The organism is Micromonospora salmantinae (assembly GCF_022230905.1).
Lineage (GTDB): Bacteria > Actinomycetota > Actinomycetes > Mycobacteriales > Micromonosporaceae > Micromonospora > Micromonospora salmantinae.
Genome location: NZ_JAKKFG010000025.1, coordinates 1 through 17,058 on the forward strand (window position 1 = coordinate 1; position 17,058 = coordinate 17,058).

Consider the following 17,058-nt stretch of genomic DNA (forward strand, 5'->3'; position numbering starts at 1 on the left):
GGGGTATAAATCATAATTGGCACTGGCTTTACAAGCACCCTGTTGAGTTCTCAAAGAACAACCACACACCGACCAGAAGCCCCACCACAGTGGAACCCCAATCGGGGCTAATTCCCGCTCCCACACCCGACGCTTTCAGCGCCAGGCACTTTTACTACGTTACCCGCTCGTTTCCGCCGTGTCAAACCGATATTTCGCGGTTCGCCATGCTTCAACCCGATAACGCGGGCACCATGTCGCAACCGGCTTGCGCCGCTCTCGTCATGGATTCGGCAGGCCGGCCGTCGCGATTTCTCGCGACCCGCCCGGTGCCCTGCCGGTTCGTAACCATACCCGGTCGGTTTCGCGGCGCCAAATCCGCCTCGCGACGTTTCTGGCGGCACCTCCCGGTCGGGGTTCCGGTGGGCGTGCCCACCCGACCCCCAGGCCGTTGGCCGGCGCTCCGGCCGCTTCAGACTTTCGTCTGTTTCGTCCGTTCCGCGCTGGCAGAGAGAAAGTTACGCGTCCGGCGGGATGATCGTCAAATCCGCCGGACGCGTCCCCCGTCACATCGTCGACAGGTGGCTATTCACCCAGCTCAACGCCCGCGAACGAACGCTTCCCCCGGCGCAGCACCAGGTATCGCCCGTGCAGCAGGTCGGCCGGCGACACCCTGGCGTCCACCTCGGTCACCCGGTTGTTGTTGACGTAGGCCCCGCCTTCGGCGATCACCCGCCGAGCCTCCTTGAGGCCACTCACCAGACCGGAATCCCGCAGCAGACCCGCCACATCCGGCAATTCGCCGCTGAGCCGTACGAGACCCGCCTCGGTCAGGGCCGCGCGCAAAGTCTCCGGCGCCAACTCGTCCAGCGAGCCGCGGCCGAAGAGCGCCTGACTGGCGGCGATCGCCTGTCGGGTCTCGTCGGCACCGTGCACAAGCGTGGTCAGTTCCTCAGCGAGCGCCCGCTGCGCCAGGCGGGCCGCCGGCCGCTCGGCGGTCGCCTTGGCCAGCTCCTCCAGCTCGTCACGGGTGCGGAAGCTGAAGTACCGCAGGTAGCGGTCGACCTCCTGGTCCTCGACATTGAGCCAGAACTGGTAGAACGCGTACGGGCTGGTCATCGTGGGGTCGAGCCAGACGGTGCCGCCCTCGGTCTTGCCGAACTTCGTGCCGTCGGACTTGGTGACGAGCGGCGTGGTGAACGCCTGCACCGGCCCCGCGCCCCGCCGGCGGACGTAGTCGACGCCCGCGGTGATGTTGCCCCACTGATCGGAGCCGCCGAACTGGAGCTGACAGCCGTGCCGGCGGTGCAGCTCGAAGAAGTCGTTGGCCTGCAAGAGCTGGTAGCTGAACTCGGTGAAGCTGATGCCGGTCTCCAGGCGGGCGCGCACCACCTCCCGCGCGAGCATCTTGTTCACCGGGAAGTGCTTGCCCACGTCGCGGAGGAACTCGACGATCGACATCTCGCCGGTCCACTCCAGGTTGTTGACCAACTGGGCCGCGTTCTCGCCGGAGTACGACACGAACGGCGCCAGCTGGTCACGGATGCGCTCGACCCAGCCGGCGATCACGTCGGGCGGGTTGAGGGTCCGCTCGGCGCTCTCCTTCGGGTCACCGATCTGCCCGGTCGCCCCGCCCACCAGCAGCAACGGGCGGTGGCCGGCGAGTTGCAACCGGCGGGCCATGGTGACCTGCATGAGCGAGCCGACGTGCAGGCTCGCCGCGGTGGGGTCGAAGCCCACGTAGTACGTGGCGGACTTCCCACCGTCGAGCAGCTCACGCAGCTCGTCGAGGCCGGTCGAGTCCTGTATCAGGCCACGCCAGAGCAGGTCGTCGGTCAGGGAGTCCCGCCCGGGCGGCGGAGGGCTGATGTCGGTCACGGTCACCGATTCTCCCCCATCGCCGGCACCAACCCGTACCGGGTTTGACGCAACCCGCCCCGGCTAGGCTTGCGCCCGTTGATCGAGGAGGGCTTTGCCATGGAGATTCCGGATCTGACGGGCGGTCTCGTCGCCCTGCTCGACCTCAAGTTCGAGGAGGCCAGCGCCGACCGGGTGGTCATCAGTTGGCGAGTCCGCCCGGAGCTGCACCAGCCGTCCGGCATCCAGCACGGCGGGGTGTACTGCTCGGTCGTGGAGACCGCCGCCAGCGTGGGTGGCTCCCTCTGGCTGGCCGACCGGGGCACTGTGGTCGGGGTGTCGAACCAGACCGATTTCCTGCGGGCCGTCCGGGACGGCGAGCTGAGGGCTGTCGGCACCCCGGTGCACCGGGGCCGCAGCCAGCAGCTCTGGCAGGTGGAGGTCACCGACGCCGACGAGCGGCTGGTCGCCCGTGGTCAGGTCCGGCTGCAGAACCTCTCGCCCGCCTGAGCGACGGCACTCGCCCGGCGGGTCAGCTGCGGGCCTCGTCCAGCATCGGCTCCGCGGCCTGGTCGGTGTCGGCGTCGCCGTCAGCTTCATCGGGTACGCGGCGGAGCCGTACCTCGGTGATCGCCCGGTGGTCGATGCCGGCCACCACCAGCACCCACCCGTCCAGCGTGACGTCCTCCCCGGCGACGGTCGGGATGTGCCCGAGCCGAGCCAGCACCAGCCCGGCGACTGTGGTGTAGTCACCGGCCGGGCGCGACGGCAGCTCCACGCCGATGTCCGGCAGATCGTGCACCGGAAAGGTGCCGGGCAGCAGCAGCGCACCGTCGGGGTCGCGCCGTACCGAGCGCACATCCCGGTCGGTCTCGTCGTAGATCTCGCCGACGATCTCCTCGAGGATGTCCTCCAGGGTCACGATGCCGTCGACGGCGCCGCGCTCGTCCACGACGAGCGCGATGTGCTGACGCTCGGCCTTGAACTGGCGCAGCGCGTCCACCACCGGTAGCGAGTCGGGCAGCAGCATCGGCGGTCGGGCGATCTCGTCCACCGGGCGGTCGTCGGGCACACCCACCAGGTCACGCAGGTGGATCACTCCGGCCGTGTCGTCCAGACCGCCGTGGCGCACGACCGGAGCCCGGGAGTGCCCGGTGGCGGCCAGGACCAGCCGCGCGGCCTCCGCGGTGGTCCCGCTGTCGAGCGTGAAGACCTGCAACCGGGGTACGAGAACAGCCCGCAACCGTCGGTCGGCGATCTCCACGGCGCCGGCGATGATGGTGCGCTGCTCCTTGGTGAAGCCGTGGTTGCCGGCGACGATGTCGCGCAGCTCGTCCGGGCCGATCTCCTCCGGCTCGTGTTTGGGGTCGAGCCCGACCAGGCGGACCACCACGTCGCTGGTGGCGCCGAGCGCCCAGACGGCCGGCCGGGTGAGGCTGGCCAGCAGGTCGAGCGGGCGGGCCACCAGCAACGCCCACCGCTCGGCGGACTGCATGGCGATCCGCTTGGGCGCCAGCTCGCCGAAGACCAGGGTGACGAAGGTCAGCGCGAGGGTGACCGCCACGATCGCCACGGTCTCGGCGGCGCCGCCGAACATCCCGAGCAGCGGCACCAGGGGTTTGGCCAGCGAGACCGCCGCGGCGGCGGAGGCCAGGAACCCGGCGAGGGTGATGCCGATCTGGATGGTGGCCAGGAAGCGGTTCGGGTCCTTGGCGAGCCGAGCCAGCACCCGCCCGGCCCGGCTGGTGCGTTCCAGCCGCTGGATCTGGCTGTCTCGCAGCGACACCAACGCCATCTCGCTGCCCGCGAAGAGCGCGTTGATCACGACCAGGACTCCGACCAGGGCCAGTTGGCTCCCGTAGCTCTGCACGCCCGGTTCGCTCCCTCGTGGTGGTGGCACCGGCCGCTACGCGCGGCACCCGCCGGTCGGCGAGCCCGCCCGGCGTAGGCGTGTCTTTGCCCCGTCCGGCGCCGGCCGAATCCTGCCCCGGCGACGCTACGCCGAATCGGGCGAGGTGAGGCTACGCCGAATCGGACGACGGTGACGCTACGCCGGCTGGGGCGTCGGTGAGTTAGGCCGCCTGGGGCGTCGGTGACGCCGGCAGGTCGAGGACGTACGAGTCGCCCTCCGGGCGGAAGCCGAGCCGGTGGTAGTAGGGGGCCACCATCCGGGGCGGGCTGACCACCCGGTGGAAGCCCCGTTCGGTGAACAGGTGGCTGCGCCGGTAGACGAACTCGCCCGGTGTGAAGTCACGGAACTTCGGGGTCACGTAGTCCAGGTCGATCTGGGCGACGCCGGGCGCCTCGGCGTGCGACAGGACCACACCGACCACCTCGTCGGCCGTGACCACGAGGAACGCCGAGCACCCGGACGCGTCCGGGTCCCAGTGGAAGCCGGGGTTGAACCGGGCGATGTCGGCGGCGTGCACCCGCAGCGTGTGCGCGAGGAACTGGTCGCCGACGCCGACCTCCACCACCTGGTAGGTCTTCTCGTCGTGCCGGGTGGCGAGCATCCCGCGCAGGTACCAGATGTTGATCACCGCGAGCACGACGTTGAGCCCGACGCCGGGCCAGACCTCGATCGCGGCGTTGTAGCCGATCAGCACGAAGCAGCCGACGAGGTTGAGCGCCCGCAACCGCAGGATGCGCGACTGCAGCAGCGACCAGACCAGCACCGCGGAGCCGGCCCAGCCGACGAGATCCAACCAGTTCACGCCGCGAGACTAGTGCCCGCCCAGGTCAGGGCCGTCGGCGGGCAGCTCCAGCAGCCACTCTTCGACGTCTTCGCCGCGGCCGTTGGCGTACCCCGAGTCTTCACCGACCACCACGAACCCGCACTTGCGGAGCACCGCGAGGGAGGCGGCGTTGTCCTTGGCGGCGCGGGCGTGCACCGGCCGGGGCAGCTCGCGCAGCAGGGCGGCCAGGGCCGCCGTGGCGTGGCCCCGACCCCAGCGTGCCGGGTCGATCCAGTAGCTGACCTCGGTCTGCCCCTCGGCCGGCCAGGCGCTCACGTAGCCGACCACCTCGCCGTCGACCTCGGCGGTGCGGACCAGGTTCGCCGGGTTGGTGAGCACCCGGGCCCAGTGTGCGGCGAACTCCCGACGGTCGGACGGGTCCTTGGGGCCGAACGCGGCCATCCGGTTGGCCTCCGGGTCCTGCTGGTGCAGGAAGAACTCGACGAGGTCGTCCTCACGGACCGGGCGCAGCAGCAGATCGGAGGCCATCGGCCGAGGGTACGCAACGGCTGTGACACGAAGCCGCGGCGCGGCGTCAGCCGGCGACGGCTACGACCGCCAGCACGGCGGCGCCCAGGGAGCTCGCCACCGACAGCAGGCGACGCCACGGCACCCGCGCGTCGACCACCGGCAGGGCCCGCCACCGGGTCGCCGCCAGGGCCACCCCCGCCGCCGACAGGCCGACGCCGAGCGGCCACAGCCAGGCCGGCACCATCGACCAGTCCCCCATCCGGTGCCCCAACCCGAGATAGGCGAACGCCCAGACCGCCGCGGCCAGCAGCGTCACCTGGTCCAATTGGCGACGGCGGGCGGTGCCGAGCAGGGAGAGGCCGCCGAGGAAGGTGAGGACGACCGCGAGGCCGGCGCCGATCCACGGCAGCACCATCGACGTCGCCGAGTCGGCCTCCTTCGGCGACACCCCGAGCAGCCGCAGCCCGATCGGCTCGACGCCCTTGTCGGTGTTGCCGAGCACCACCACCGCCCGGCCGGTGGCCCGTTCGAGGCCGACGTAGGACCGGAACCCGCCGGTAGCGCCGTTGTGCCAGACCACCTCGCGATCACCGTGCCGGGTGGTGAACCAGCCGTACCCGATGCGGGTGTCCTCGTCCTCGCGGAAGCGGGCGGTGGCAGCGTCGGCACCTGGTGCGGTGCCGGCGAGGGTCGCGGCGAGCAGCCGGCCGAGGTCCTCCGCCGTGGACCAGTGGCCGGCGCCGGCCGGCGCGTAACCCGCTCCCGCCCACGGATCGAGCGGCCGGCCGCCGGCCCGGCTGCCCTGGGCGCGATCGGCCGGCAACTCGTCGTCGCGGGTGGCGACGACCGTGGCCGTCATGCCGAGCGGCCGTAGCAGCCGGTCGTGCAGCAGCTCGGGGTACGCGACGCCGGCCTTCGCGGCGAGCGCGTGGCCGAGCACTGACGGCCCGAGGTTGGAGTAGTGGACCTTGCCGCGCTCGTCGTCATCGGTGCTGACCCGGTCGGCGGCGCTACGGATGGCGTCGACGCCCTGCCCGGCGTAGAGGTTTCCGCCGGAGACGTTGGACCAGAGGATGCGTGCCCACCCCAGCGGGGAGCCGGGGGCCAGCCGGGGCAGGCCGGCGCGGTGGCTGGCGAGTTCGGCGAGCGTGACGTCGCGGGCGGGGCCGCTGACCTCGGGCCAGGTGGCGCCGAGCCGGTCGTCAGGGCCGACGACACCGGCGGCGGCCTGGTCGGCGAGGAGCATGCCGGTGAGCGCCTTGGTGACCGAGCCGATCTCGAACGGGGTGCCAGGCTCGACGGGCCGACCGGCGAGGTCCCGGTCGCCCAGGCCGGCGGTGCGGATCCGGCCGTTCTCGACCAGGGCGACGGCGAGCCCGCGGAGCCCCGACGGGTCGGGCGTGGCCGACCGGGCGGCAGCGGCCAGGTCACGATCGCCGGTGGTCTGCGCGTCGAGTCGGGGCACCTGGGGCATCAGCGCCACCCCGACCAGGCCGGCGATCAGCGCGACGACGAGGGCGGTGACGGTCGTCCGGCGCATGGTGGTTCCTCCGTGGGGCTCGTCGGATGGGCGGCCGAGCCGCGTCTGGTCAGCGGCCGGCGGCGGTGAGGATGGCCAGCAGCGGCACCACGCGTTCGGCGGGGACCGCGTACCGACCTCGGCCGGCGCTGCGCAGCCAGCCGGCGGCGGTGATCTGGCGCAGGTGGTGGTGCAGTTGGCCGGTGGTGCCCAACTCCTCGATCTCGGCCAGCTCGCTGGTGCTCTGCCGGCCGCCGATGATCTCCCGCAGTAGCCGCAGCCGCACCGGATGGGCCAACGCGGAGAGGGTGCCGGCCAGCTCCGTCCAGTCGGCGGCGAGCAGGTCGTCGACGGTGCGGCCGTACTGCCAGTCGTAGTGCTGGTCGGCGACGCGGACGGTGCCGGTGTAGACGACCGCGCCTGTGCCATCGACCGGCAGTCGTTGCTTGAGGCCGTCGAGCGCCCAGAAGGCGCCCTCGGGAGCGGGCGGCGCCGGCGGTGCGACCGTCAACCGCTCGGTCAGGGTGGCGACCTGCGCCTCCAGTGCGGCAAGCCGCTCCTCCATCGTGCTCATACGTCGATATTACGAAAGTACGTACTTCCGTGCAAGGGCGGAGCGACATCCGTGACTAGCCGTACAGCTCCAGCAACCGGCCCCGCGATGCCTGGAGACGGTCGACGACCACGGCCATGAGCCGGAGGGTGAGCTGCCGCCCGAGGGCGTCGTCGGATTCGATCAGCCGCCGCACTCCCTCGGCGCTGAACTCGACCGTTGTGGTACGGCGCACCGCGACCGCCCCGAACTGCCACCGGTACGGCGGAAAGATCCAGGACCAGCCGAGCACCCCGCCCGCGCCGATCGTCTCGATCCCGATATCGCCCCGGCCGGGCACCGGAAAGTCCAGGGCCACCGCGCCGCCGGAGAGCAGCCAGAACCGTTCGGCCGGCTGACCGGCGCGAAACACCCGGTGGCCGGGGTGCCAGACCACCGGTCGGGCATACCCGGTGAGCCTCGGCAGGCACTCCGGCGGCAGCCCGGTCAGGAAAGGGTGCTCCCGGAGCATGTCCAACGGGGTCATGGTGCCGTCCTTCCGTCGCGGCCGCTGCCGGCCTGACCCCATCCGACCCCCTCCCGGATACGCGGCGCGAGGGCCGTTGGTCCCGGGCCGCATGGGCGCAACGCCTCTGCCCGGCGCGATCGCACAGCCGGATGGTGGGACGAGACGGCGTGCCGACGACACGCGCACAAGACGGGGAGGTCGCGGGTGACGACGACCGGAGGACGAGGCGGGATCCTGGAGGACCCCGTCGACCTGGCCGTGCCGGTCGGGCTCGACGCGGCCGAGGCCGCCGCCCGGCTGCGCGCCACCGGCCCCAACACGGTCGCCCCACCACCCCGCCAACACCTGGCCGTACGGGTCCTGCACCAGCTCACCGACCCGCTGGTGGCACTTCTGCTTGCCGCGGCGGCCGTCACCACAGTGCTCGGCGACTACCCGGACACCGCGGTGATCGTCCTGGTCGTGCTGGTGAACACCGTCATCGGGGTCGTGCAGGAGGTACGCGCCGATCGCGCGATCGCCGCTCTGGACCGGCTTGCCGCGCCCGCCGCCCGGGTGGTGCGCGACGGCCGGGAACTGGCGGTGCCCGCCGCCGACCTCGTCCACGGCGACCTGGTCCGCGTCGAGGCCGGCGACATCGTCCCGGCCGACCTGCTGCTGATCGAGGCGAGCCGGCTGCACCTGGACGAGTCCGCGCTGACCGGTGAGTCGGTGACGGTGGGGCGTACCCCCGGCGAGGAGGCGTTGGCCGGGACGGTCGTCACCACGGGACGGGCAGCCGGCACCGTGCTCCGCACGGGAGCAGTGAGCGCCCTGGGCCGGATCAGCGCACTGGTGGCGGGTACCCGTCCCACCACCACACCACTGCAGCGCCGGCTCTCCGCCCTGGGTCGGGTGCTCGGGTTGGTCGCCGTGGCCCTGTCCGGGCTGGTGTTCGCCATCGGCGTGGTCGGTGGCCGCCCGGTGGTGGACATGGCGATCACAGCGGTGAGCCTGGTGGTCGCGGCGGTGCCCGAGTCGCTGCCGGCCGTGGTGACCCTGGCCCTCGCGCTCGGCGCGCGCCGGATGGCCGCCGCGCACGCCATCCCGCGCCAACTGCACGCGGTCGAGACACTCGGCTCGGTGACGGTGATCGCCTCCGACAAGACCGGCACCCTCACCGAGGGGCGGATGGCGGTGCAGCAGGTGGTCACGTCCGACGGCGCCCGGTACGAAATCACCGGCACCGGGTACGCCCCGTACGGCATGGTGCACCGGGACGGCGCGGCGGTGGCCGTACCGGAGAGGCTGCGCCGACTGGCGCGCGCCGGGCTGCTCTGCAACGACGCCGCCCTGTCACCCCCGGATGACGAACGATCCGACTGGGCGGCTGTCGGTGATCCCCTGGAAGCGGCGCTGGTCGCCTTCGCGGCCCGGTGCGGTCTCGACCCACAGACCACCCGCGCCGCCTGGCCCCGGATCGCTGAGCACCCATTCGACCAGGCACAACGCCGGATGATCACCGTGCACCGCTCCTGCGACCAGCGTTACCTGGTGGTCTGCAAGGGCGCACCGGAGAGCATCCTCGGCGCGCCCCTGCTGGACGCCAGCGCCGAGGAGATCACCGAACTGACCAGCACCGCCCATCGGCTGGCGGCCGAAGGGTTGCGGGTTCTCGCCGTCGCGGCCGCCCTGGTGGACCGGATGCCCAACCTCGCCGCACCCACCGGGCTGCGTCCGGTGGGGCTGGTCGCCGTCGGTGACCCGCTGCGCGTCGGCGCCCCGGAGATCGCCGACAGCTTCGACACCGCCGGCGTACGGCTGCTGCTGATCACCGGAGACCACCCGGCCACGGCCGCGGCGATCGGGGGTCAGCTCGGCCTCTGGCGCGCTGGCGACCCCCTCGGCAGCGGCGATGACGACCAAGCGGCGCACCCGGACACCCGGGTCTTCGCCCGGACCCAGCCGGAACAGAAGCTCGACATCATCGCCGGCCTGCAGGCCCGTGGCGAGGTGGTGGCGATGACCGGTGACGGGGTGAACGACGCCCCGGCGCTGCGGCGCGCCGACATCGGGGTGGCCATGGGTAGCGGCACCGAGGTCGCCCGGCAGGCCGCTGACCTGGTGCTGGTCGACGACGAGCTGTCCACTGTTGCCGCCGCGATCGGCGAGGGCCGCCGGATCTACGACAACATCCGCCGGTTCCTGCGATACGCCCTCGCCGGCGGGGTGGCCGAGATCATGGTGATGCTGATCGGCCCGCTCTTCGGGTTGGCCGTACCGCTGCTGCCCGCCCAGATCCTCTGGGTCAACCTGCTGACCCACGGTGTGCCCGGTGTGGCGCTCGGTGCCGAGCCGGCCGAACCCGGCGTCCTGCGCCGCGCGCCGCGCTCGCCCCAGGAGTCGGTGCTCGGCGCCGGGCTGGGTCGGGACGTCCTGGTCACCGGCGCACTGATCGCCGCCGTGGTGCTCGGCGCCGGCGTGTTCGCCGCACACCGGGGCCTGCCGTGGCAGTCGGTGGTCTTCGTGGTGCTCGGGCTGGCCCAGCTCGGTGTGGCGCTGGCGGTCCGAGCGCCCCGGCTGCCTGGAGCCCGACACGGCAACCCGGGCCTCCTCGTCGCGGTGGCGGCGTCGGCGCTGCTCCAGGTCGGTGGGGTGCTGTTCGCTCCGCTGCGGGAGCTGCTCGGCACCGACCCGCTGGGGCCGAGCGTGCTGCTGGCCTGCGCGGCGGTCAGCGTCGTGCCCGGGCTGGCGCTGCGGCTGGCCCGTCGCCGGCCGTCGCTGGCCTCGTCCCGCCATGACGCTGACACGGCGTGACGAATGACGGGACCAACGGCCCTCCGATCGTTGTCGTACGCCCCTGACCGCCGGGCCAACCTCGCACGAGGATGAAGACGGATGAAGGAGGACATGATGACCAGCAGATCCGGTGCTCCCGTGGTGGTGGCGGTGGACGGCTCGACCTCGGCGCTGGAGGCGGTGCGGGTCGCCGCCCAGGAAGCGACGGTGCGACAGCGCCCCCTGCGGGTGGTGCACGCGTTCATCTGGCCGCTCTACGACGTACCGCTGATTCCGGGGCCTGGCGCTCCCGTCGACGCCGGGCTCCGCAACCAGGCTGAGCTGACCGTCGCCGAGGCGGTGACCGAGGCCGGCAAGACCGCGCCGGAACTCGCCGTCACCGGCGCGGTGATCGACGGCGCGGCCACGCCGGTGCTTCTGGGCGAGTCCCGGGACGCGGCGCTGCTGGTGCTCGGCAGTCGGGGCCTGGGAGGTTTCGCCGAGCTGCTGATCGGCTCGGTGGCCGTGCAGGTCTCCGCCCGCGCCGAGTGCCCGGTGCTGGTGGTCAAGGGTGAGGCGCGCGCCGACGGCCCGGTGCTGGTCGGCGTCGACGGCTCGGCCCTGTCCACGGAGGCACTGGCATTCGCCTTCGAGGAGGCCGCGCTGCGCGGCACCGACCTGGTGGCCGTGCACGCCTGGCTCACCCCCACGCCGACCGGCCCCGGCGACATCCTGCCGTTGGTGTACGACGTCGACGCGCTGGCCGCCGACGAGAAGCGGGTGCTCGCCGAATCTCTGGCCGGCTGGTCGCAGCGGTACCCCGAGGTGCCGGTCCGCCAGTGTGTGGCGTACGGCGCGGCGGCGCGGGTGCTGGTGCAGCAGTCCGCCACCGCGCAGCTCACCGTGGTCGGAGCACACGGCCGGGGCGCCCTCGCCGGTGCTCTGCTCGGCTCGGTGAGCCACGCGGTGCTGCACCACTCGCACAGCCCGCTGGCGATCGTCCGGCACCGCCGGGACGCCTGAACGCCGTACCGCCGAACGCGCCGGCCACCTATCGGCCGGCGCGTCCGGCGGCGCGGCGCGGGTACGAGGTCGACAATGACCTGACCGACCCAGGGAGCGCCGATGAACCGACCTGTCGTGGTGGGCGTGGACGGATCGCCGTCCAGCCTCGTCGCCGCCGAACACGCGGCGCGGGCCGCCGTGCTGCGGTCCCGACCGCTGCTCCTGGTGCACGGCTACCTGCATCCGTCCGGGTACGGCGTGCCACTCAACCCGTACGACCTCGGGGTGCCGGCGCCCTCCGAGGAGGCGCAGCAGATGTTGGAGCGCACGGCGGCCGAGCTGACCGGCCGGTGGCCCGGCCTCGCCGTCGAGGTGCGTCAGGTCCTCGGGGGCCCGGGGGCCACCATGATCGAGGAGTCCCGCCGGGCGGAGCTGGTCGTGGTGGGCAGCCGGGGCCTGGGCGGATTCACCGGGCTGCTGCTCGGCTCGGTCGGCGCGCAGGTGACCGCGCACGCGCACTGCCCGGTGCTGGTGATCCGCCCGGACGAGCAGCCGATCCCGGTGGACGGCCCGGTGCTGGTCGGCGTGGACGGGTCCGAGTCGTCCCGGCTCGCCGTGGGCCTGGGCGCCGACGAGGCGGCGCTGCGGGACGTGCCGCTGGTGCTGGTGCACGTCGGTCCTGCGGACGGGGACCGGACGGTGCCGGAGGAGATCGAGGAGTCACAGGCCGCGTACCAGGCCGAGGCGGTGCGACTCCTGGCCGACGCCTCCGCCGTGGTGCGCGCCGAACACCCCGACCTGGTGGTGCGGGAGCATCCGGTCCGGGCGGCCGGCGCGGCCCAGGGGCTCATCGAGGCCAGCGGCACGGCGTCGCTGCTGGTCGTGGGCACCCGGGGCCGGGCCGGGTTCGCCGGTCTGTTGCTCGGGTCGGTCAGCCAGGCGGCGATCCAGCACGCGCACTGCCCGGTGCTGGTCGCCCACCCGGTCAGCTGACCGGCGCTCCGCCGTCGCCTCGGCCGAGCATCTGCAGGAAGTCGGTGGTGAGGGCGAACGGGTCGGCCGGCCCGGTGGCCGGTGGCCGGCGCTCGATCTGGTCGGCCAACTCCCCGGCGGCGCGCCGGATCCGAGCACGCAACGCGCCATCGGCGGTGCCGTCGGACCAGTCCTCCGGGGCGGCGAAGACCGCAGTCGGGACGACCACCGACCGAAGGTAGGCGAACATCGGGCGGACGGCGTGCTCCAGTGCCAACGAGTGCCGGGCGGTGCCGCCGGTCGCGCCGATCAGCACCGGCCGGTCGACGAGCGACTCGGAATCCAACACGTCGAAGAAGGACTTGAACAGCCCGTTGTACGAGGCGCTGAAGATCGGGGTGACGGCGATGAGCCCGTCCGCCCCGGTCACCATGTCGACGACCTCGCGCAGCGCGGCCGGCGCGAACCCGGTGAGCATGTTGTTCACCACGTCGTGGGCGTACTCGCGCAGGTCGACGACGCGCAGCTCCACTTCGGAGCCGCGCCGGACCAACTCGTCGCGGGTGGCCGCGGCGAGCTGGTCGGCGAGCAGCCGGGTCGACGAGGGCTGACTCAACCCCGCCGAGACGACGGCCAGGGTGCGGTGGGTCATCGGGTCGCCCCCTCCGGAGCCTTGCCCGTCACGTCGTCGACGGCGTGCACGGTGCTGTCCTTGGCACCGCCTGCGGCGGCGACCAGCGAGGCGTGCGTCGGCGCCGCCGGCACGTGCGCCGGACGCAGCGCGGCGAACTCCTTGCGCAGCACCGGCACGACCTCCTCGCCGAGCAGGTCGAGCTGCTCCAGCACTGTCTTCAGCGGCAACCCGGCGTGGTCCATCAGGAAAAGCTGCCGCTGGTAGTCGCCGACGTACTCCCGGAAGCCGAGCGTGCGGTCGATGACCTGCTGCGGGCTGCCCACTGTCAGCGGGGTCTCCCGGCTGAACTCCTCCAGCGACGGCCCGTGCCCGTAGACCGGGGCGTTGTCGAAGTAGGGCCGGAACTCCCGGACCGCGTCCTGCGAGTTGCGGCGCATGAACACCTGCCCACCGAGGCCGACGATGGCCTGGTCGGCGGAGCCGTGGCCGTAGTGCGCGTACCGCTGGCGGTAGAGCGCGATCATCCGCTGGGTGTGCTCCTTGGGCCAGAAGATGTGGTTGGCGAAGAAACCGTCGCCGTAGTAGGCGGCCTGCTCGGCGATCTCCGGGCTGCGGATCGAGCCGTGCCAGACGAACGGGGGCACGCCGTCGAGCGGGCGCGGCGTCGAGGTGAACGACTGCAACGGGGTGCGGTACTTGCCCTTCCAGTCGACCACGTCCTCGCGCCACAGCCGGCGCAGCAGGTCGTAGTTCTCGATGGCCAGGGGGATGCCGGCGCGGATGTCCTTGCCGAACCACGGGTAGACCGGGCCGGTGTTGCCGCGGCCCATCATGAGGTCCACCCGGCCGCCGGAGAGGTGCTGGAGCATCGCGTAGTCCTCGGCGATCTTCACCGGGTCGTTTGTGGTGATCAGCGTGGTGGCGGTGGACAGCAGCAGCCGCTCGGTGCGCGCGGCGATGTAGCCGAGCATGGTGGTCGGTGACGACGGCACGAACGGCGGGTTGTGGTGCTCGCCGGTGGCGAAGACGTCCAGGCCGACCTCTTCGGCCTTGAGCGCGATCGCGACCATCGCCTTGATCCGCTCATGCTCGGTCGGCTCCCGACCGGTGGTCGGATCGACAGTGACGTCACCGACGGTGAAGATTCCGAACTGCATGACCAGCTCCTCGCGTGTCAACCGGGTGCCGTCGTGGTACCCGGACGCAGCTCTCAACTTATTTGACGACGCAACTATTCCGTGGGCGGGACGCCTGGCAGTGGCGCCGGTCACCCCCGCAACCGGACATCGGGTCAGAAACCCCCTCGGCGTCGACCCGGTCAGCCGCCCGCCACCGAGGGCAGCACCTGCACCTCCGCGCCGTCCTCGACCGGGGTGGCCAGACCGCCGGAGTGCCGGCAGTCTTCCCCGTCGACGAAGACGTTGACGTAGCGGCGCAACTCGCCGCGCTCGTCGCGGATGCGCCGGGCCAGCCGGGGGTGCGCGACGGCCATCTCGTCGAGGACCGCCCGCAGCGTCCCGGCGGCGGTGACGTTCAGCCGACTCGCGCCCCGGCCTCGCCGCGCAACGGGCCGGGCAGCAGCACGGTGACCACGCTCAGACCTCCGCAGCGCGAACGCAGAGCACGTCGGGCAGGTGCGCCGCGACCGTCGACCAGGAGTCGCCCTCGTCGCGGCTGGCGAAGACCGAGCCGGAGCGGGTGCCGAAGTAGACGCCACCGGGGGTGGAGTCGTCGGCGCACATCGCGTCCCGCAGCACCGCCGGATAGAACGGGCCCTCGGGCAGCCCGACCGACAGCGGCTCCCACTTGCCGCCGGCGTCGCCGGAACGGAACACCCGACAACGGTGGTCGGTCGGGAACCGCTCGCCGTCGGCCACCAACGGGAAGGTCCACACCATGTCGCCACGCCCGGGGTGGGCCACCATCGGGAAGCCGAAGTCGCTGGGCAGCCCGTCGGCGATCGAGGACCAGGTGCGGCCGTCGTCATCGGAGCGGTAGACGCCGTGGTGGTTCTGCGCGTACAGCCGCTCGGGGTTGACGGCGTCCCGGGCGACCTTGTGCACGCACTGGCCGAACTCCGGCCACTCGTCCGGCATGAAGTAGGCGCGGATTCCGGTGTTGCCCGGCGCCCAACTCGCCCCGGCGTCCTCCGAGCGGTAGACCCCGCCGGTGGACATCGCGACCAGCAGCCGAGCCGGGTCACGCGGGTGGGGCAGCACCGTGTGCACGGCCTGACCACCGAAGCCGGCCTCCCACTGCGGGCGGTGCGGGTGGTCCCAGAGGGAACGGACCAACTCGAAGCTGCGGCCACCGTCGGTGGACCTGAACAGCGCCGAGGGCTCGGTGCCGGCCCAGACGACGTCCGGCTCGTCGGGGCCGGCCGGCATCAGCTGCCAGACCCGGCCGAGGGAGACCCCGGTGTCGGCCGGAAACGCGACCGGCGCCTCGTCGGGCTCGTCCCAGGAAGCGCCGAGGTCGTCGCTGGTGGCGACGCTGGGGCCGAAGTGTGAGCTGGTCATGCCGGCGAGCAGCCGCGGGGTGGGACGACGGGTGTCGACAGCGACCGCGTAGACACCCGTCATCGGAAAGTGCGGCCCGGTGATCTCCCAACTGCGCCGGTCGTCGGTGCTGGTGGCAAGGAACAATCCCTTCGCCGTGCCGATCGCGAGCAGTGTCGCCATGACGTCCTCCGAACCGTCGGTGAGCAGGTCCGGTGATTATGGCCACACCCCCCGACAGGTTCCGCCGCCCACACGCCGGACGACGCGCTCAGCGGCGCAGGCGCGGCACGTGCCGGCGGTAGGCGCTGACCGTAGGGTCGGCGTCCAGCCAGAACCGCCAGGGCAGATCGTGGGCGCCGGTCACGCCGACCCGAGGACCCGCCACCACCGTCTCCGGCGGCACCGGTCGGGCCGGGGGGCGCAGCCGGACCGGGGCGTCGCCGAGCAGGTACGCCCCGTACGCCTCGCGGTCGATGCCGAGCGCGGAGCAGAGCCGGGCGGGTCCGCGGGCCAGGTCCACGTCCCGCCGGATGGCCGGCCGGCGCTCCCGTGCCGTGGCCAGCCCGTCGACCACCTCACCGGCGCGCAGCAGTACGGCGGATGCCTCCCCCTCGACCCCGGTGACCACGTTCATGCACCAGTGCATGCCGTAGGTGAAGTAGACGTAGGCGTACCCGGCGGGGCCGAACATCACGGCGTTGCGCGGGGTGCGACCCCGATGGGCGTGCGAGGCGGGATCGCCGCCACTTCCCGCGTACGCCTCGACCTCGGTGATCCGGACGGTGACCCCGTCGGCGTGCAGCCGGCAGCCCAGCAGCCCGCGCGCCGCCGGCAGCAGTGGACCGGCGAGCAGGTCCGCCAGCGCCGCCAGGTCGGTGTCGGTGCTGCGGTCACCGGACGACAGGGCCATGTCCACGACGGTACCCATCCCGCCACCGGCCGGGCGCGGCGACCATTCAGCCCCGGCCCGAACAAGACTCACGTCGCACATCAGACAACCGGCCGAACAGTGAAACCGGACCGTCGGCTCGGGGGTGTTCCCGATGTCGTCGCAGGAAGCGACGACATCACGGGAGGAGTCACCATGACCGTACGGAGCATCCGGCGACCACTGATCGCCACCGGCCTCGTCGCGGCGGCCGCGACAGTGGCCTTCACCCCGTCGGCCAGCGCGAGCGTCCCGCTGCGCGCCGCGGCGCAGGCCGACGACGCGTCAGTGACCGCGTTCGTGGTCGGTGCCACCGGCAAGATCGAGGCGAAGGGCGCGGCGGCGATCGTGCCGGTCACTGTGACCTGCTCGAAGGCCATCGACTTCGACATCACGGTCAAGGTCGCGCAGGCGGTCGGTCAGACGATGCGCGCGGGCACGACGGTGCGGAGGGTCACCTGCGCGGAGGGCACCCAGCAGGTGCGGATCGCGGTGGTCCCGGTCGAGCGTCCGTTCGTGGCGGGCGTCGCGTTCGGCGTGCTGACCGCGAACCCCTGTGACCCGTACTGCACACCTATGCACGACGAGCGCCAGTTCAACCTGGCGCTCTGAGGTCTCGCCTGGCGGCACGGCATGCCC

The 17,058-nt window shown here is 72.5% G+C and carries 17 protein-coding genes; 5 read left to right on the forward strand and 12 right to left on the reverse strand.

Translation table 11 applies throughout. The annotated features are described in order from the left end of the window. Positions 1–564: 564 nt before the first annotated feature. Positions 565–1,857, reverse strand: coding sequence for a tyrosine--tRNA ligase (tyrS, locus tag PSH03_RS20595; protein WP_238690157.1), 1,293 nt, complete (start codon positions 1,855–1,857; stop codon positions 565–567). Between the two features lie 99 nt (positions 1,858–1,956). On the opposite strand from tyrS, the gene PSH03_RS20600 reads away from it, so the two are divergent. Further along, a complete protein-coding gene (locus PSH03_RS20600) occupies positions 1,957–2,346 on the forward strand; it encodes a PaaI family thioesterase (protein ID WP_210786238.1) in 390 nt (129 codons plus the stop codon). Between the two features lie 22 nt (positions 2,347–2,368). On the opposite strand, the gene PSH03_RS20605 is transcribed toward PSH03_RS20600, so the two are convergent. The 6 genes from PSH03_RS20605 to PSH03_RS20630 form a co-directional block, all read right to left on the reverse strand. Next, positions 2,369–3,706 carry a hemolysin family protein gene (locus PSH03_RS20605; RefSeq protein WP_238690140.1) on the reverse strand — a complete coding sequence of 446 codons (1,338 nt, stop codon included), beginning with the start codon at positions 3,704–3,706 and terminating at the stop codon, positions 2,369–2,371. 202 nt (positions 3,707–3,908) lie between these two features. Beyond that, on the reverse strand, positions 3,909–4,550 hold the full coding sequence (locus tag PSH03_RS20610; protein WP_210786240.1) for a YgjV family protein: 642 nt from the start codon (positions 4,548–4,550) through the stop codon (positions 3,909–3,911). 9 nt (positions 4,551–4,559) lie between these two features. Beyond that, positions 4,560–5,060 (reverse strand): GNAT family N-acetyltransferase, encoded by a 501-nt coding sequence (locus PSH03_RS20615; protein ID WP_238690141.1) that lies wholly within the window; start codon positions 5,058–5,060, stop codon positions 4,560–4,562. Positions 5,061–5,106: 46 nt separating this feature from the next. Next, a complete protein-coding gene (locus tag PSH03_RS20620) occupies positions 5,107–6,582 on the reverse strand; it encodes a serine hydrolase domain-containing protein (protein ID WP_238690142.1) in 1,476 nt (491 codons plus the stop codon). A gap of 49 nt (positions 6,583–6,631) precedes the next feature. Then, positions 6,632–7,135, reverse strand: a complete 504-nt coding sequence (locus PSH03_RS20625; protein WP_238690143.1) for an ArsR/SmtB family transcription factor — start codon at positions 7,133–7,135, stop codon at positions 6,632–6,634. 55 nt (positions 7,136–7,190) lie between these two features. Further along, positions 7,191–7,640, reverse strand: coding sequence for a cyclic nucleotide-binding domain-containing protein (locus PSH03_RS20630; RefSeq protein ID WP_238690144.1), 450 nt, complete (start codon positions 7,638–7,640; stop codon positions 7,191–7,193). A gap of 240 nt (positions 7,641–7,880) precedes the next feature. Here PSH03_RS20630 and PSH03_RS20635 point away from each other — a divergent pair, with 240 nt between their 5' ends. From PSH03_RS20635 to PSH03_RS20645, 3 genes are all read left to right on the forward strand, one after another. Continuing rightward, on the forward strand, positions 7,881–10,418 hold the full coding sequence (locus PSH03_RS20635; RefSeq protein WP_372494824.1) for a cation-translocating P-type ATPase: 2,538 nt from the start codon (positions 7,881–7,883) through the stop codon (positions 10,416–10,418). Between the two features lie 96 nt (positions 10,419–10,514). Then, entirely contained in the window at positions 10,515–11,402 is an 888-nt protein-coding gene (locus PSH03_RS20640; RefSeq protein ID WP_238690146.1) for a universal stress protein, read from the forward strand. A 102-nt stretch (positions 11,403–11,504) separates the two neighbouring features. Continuing rightward, on the forward strand, positions 11,505–12,377 hold the full coding sequence (locus tag PSH03_RS20645) for a universal stress protein (RefSeq protein WP_238690147.1): 873 nt from the start codon (positions 11,505–11,507) through the stop codon (positions 12,375–12,377). On the opposite strand, the gene PSH03_RS20650 is transcribed toward PSH03_RS20645, so the two are convergent. The 5 genes from PSH03_RS20650 to PSH03_RS20670 form a co-directional block, all read right to left on the reverse strand. Next, positions 12,370–13,008 carry an FMN reductase gene (locus PSH03_RS20650; RefSeq protein WP_210786246.1) on the reverse strand — a complete coding sequence of 213 codons (639 nt, stop codon included), beginning with the start codon at positions 13,006–13,008 and terminating at the stop codon, positions 12,370–12,372. The genes PSH03_RS20645 and PSH03_RS20650 overlap by 8 nt on opposite strands. Further along, positions 13,005–14,147 carry an LLM class flavin-dependent oxidoreductase gene (locus PSH03_RS20655; protein WP_210786247.1) on the reverse strand — a complete coding sequence of 381 codons (1,143 nt, stop codon included), beginning with the start codon at positions 14,145–14,147 and terminating at the stop codon, positions 13,005–13,007. The genes PSH03_RS20650 and PSH03_RS20655 overlap by 4 nt, the downstream gene beginning before the upstream one ends. 161 nt (positions 14,148–14,308) lie before the next feature. Beyond that, a complete protein-coding gene (locus PSH03_RS20660; RefSeq protein ID WP_238690148.1) occupies positions 14,309–14,482 on the reverse strand; it encodes a MoaD/ThiS family protein in 174 nt (57 codons plus the stop codon). 103 nt (positions 14,483–14,585) lie between these two features. Then, a complete protein-coding gene (locus tag PSH03_RS20665) occupies positions 14,586–15,671 on the reverse strand; it encodes a WD40/YVTN/BNR-like repeat-containing protein (protein WP_238690149.1) in 1,086 nt (361 codons plus the stop codon). A gap of 88 nt (positions 15,672–15,759) precedes the next feature. Continuing rightward, positions 15,760–16,401, reverse strand: a complete 642-nt coding sequence (locus PSH03_RS20670; protein WP_210786263.1) for a DNA-3-methyladenine glycosylase — start codon at positions 16,399–16,401, stop codon at positions 15,760–15,762. A 174-nt stretch (positions 16,402–16,575) separates the two neighbouring features. Here PSH03_RS20670 and PSH03_RS20675 point away from each other — a divergent pair, with 174 nt between their 5' ends. Continuing rightward, the gene (locus tag PSH03_RS20675; RefSeq protein WP_210786250.1) at positions 16,576–17,031 is read left to right on the forward strand and encodes a hypothetical protein; all 456 of its coding nucleotides are present in this window, start codon (positions 16,576–16,578) and stop codon (positions 17,029–17,031) included. Positions 17,032–17,058: the final 27 nt, after the last annotated feature.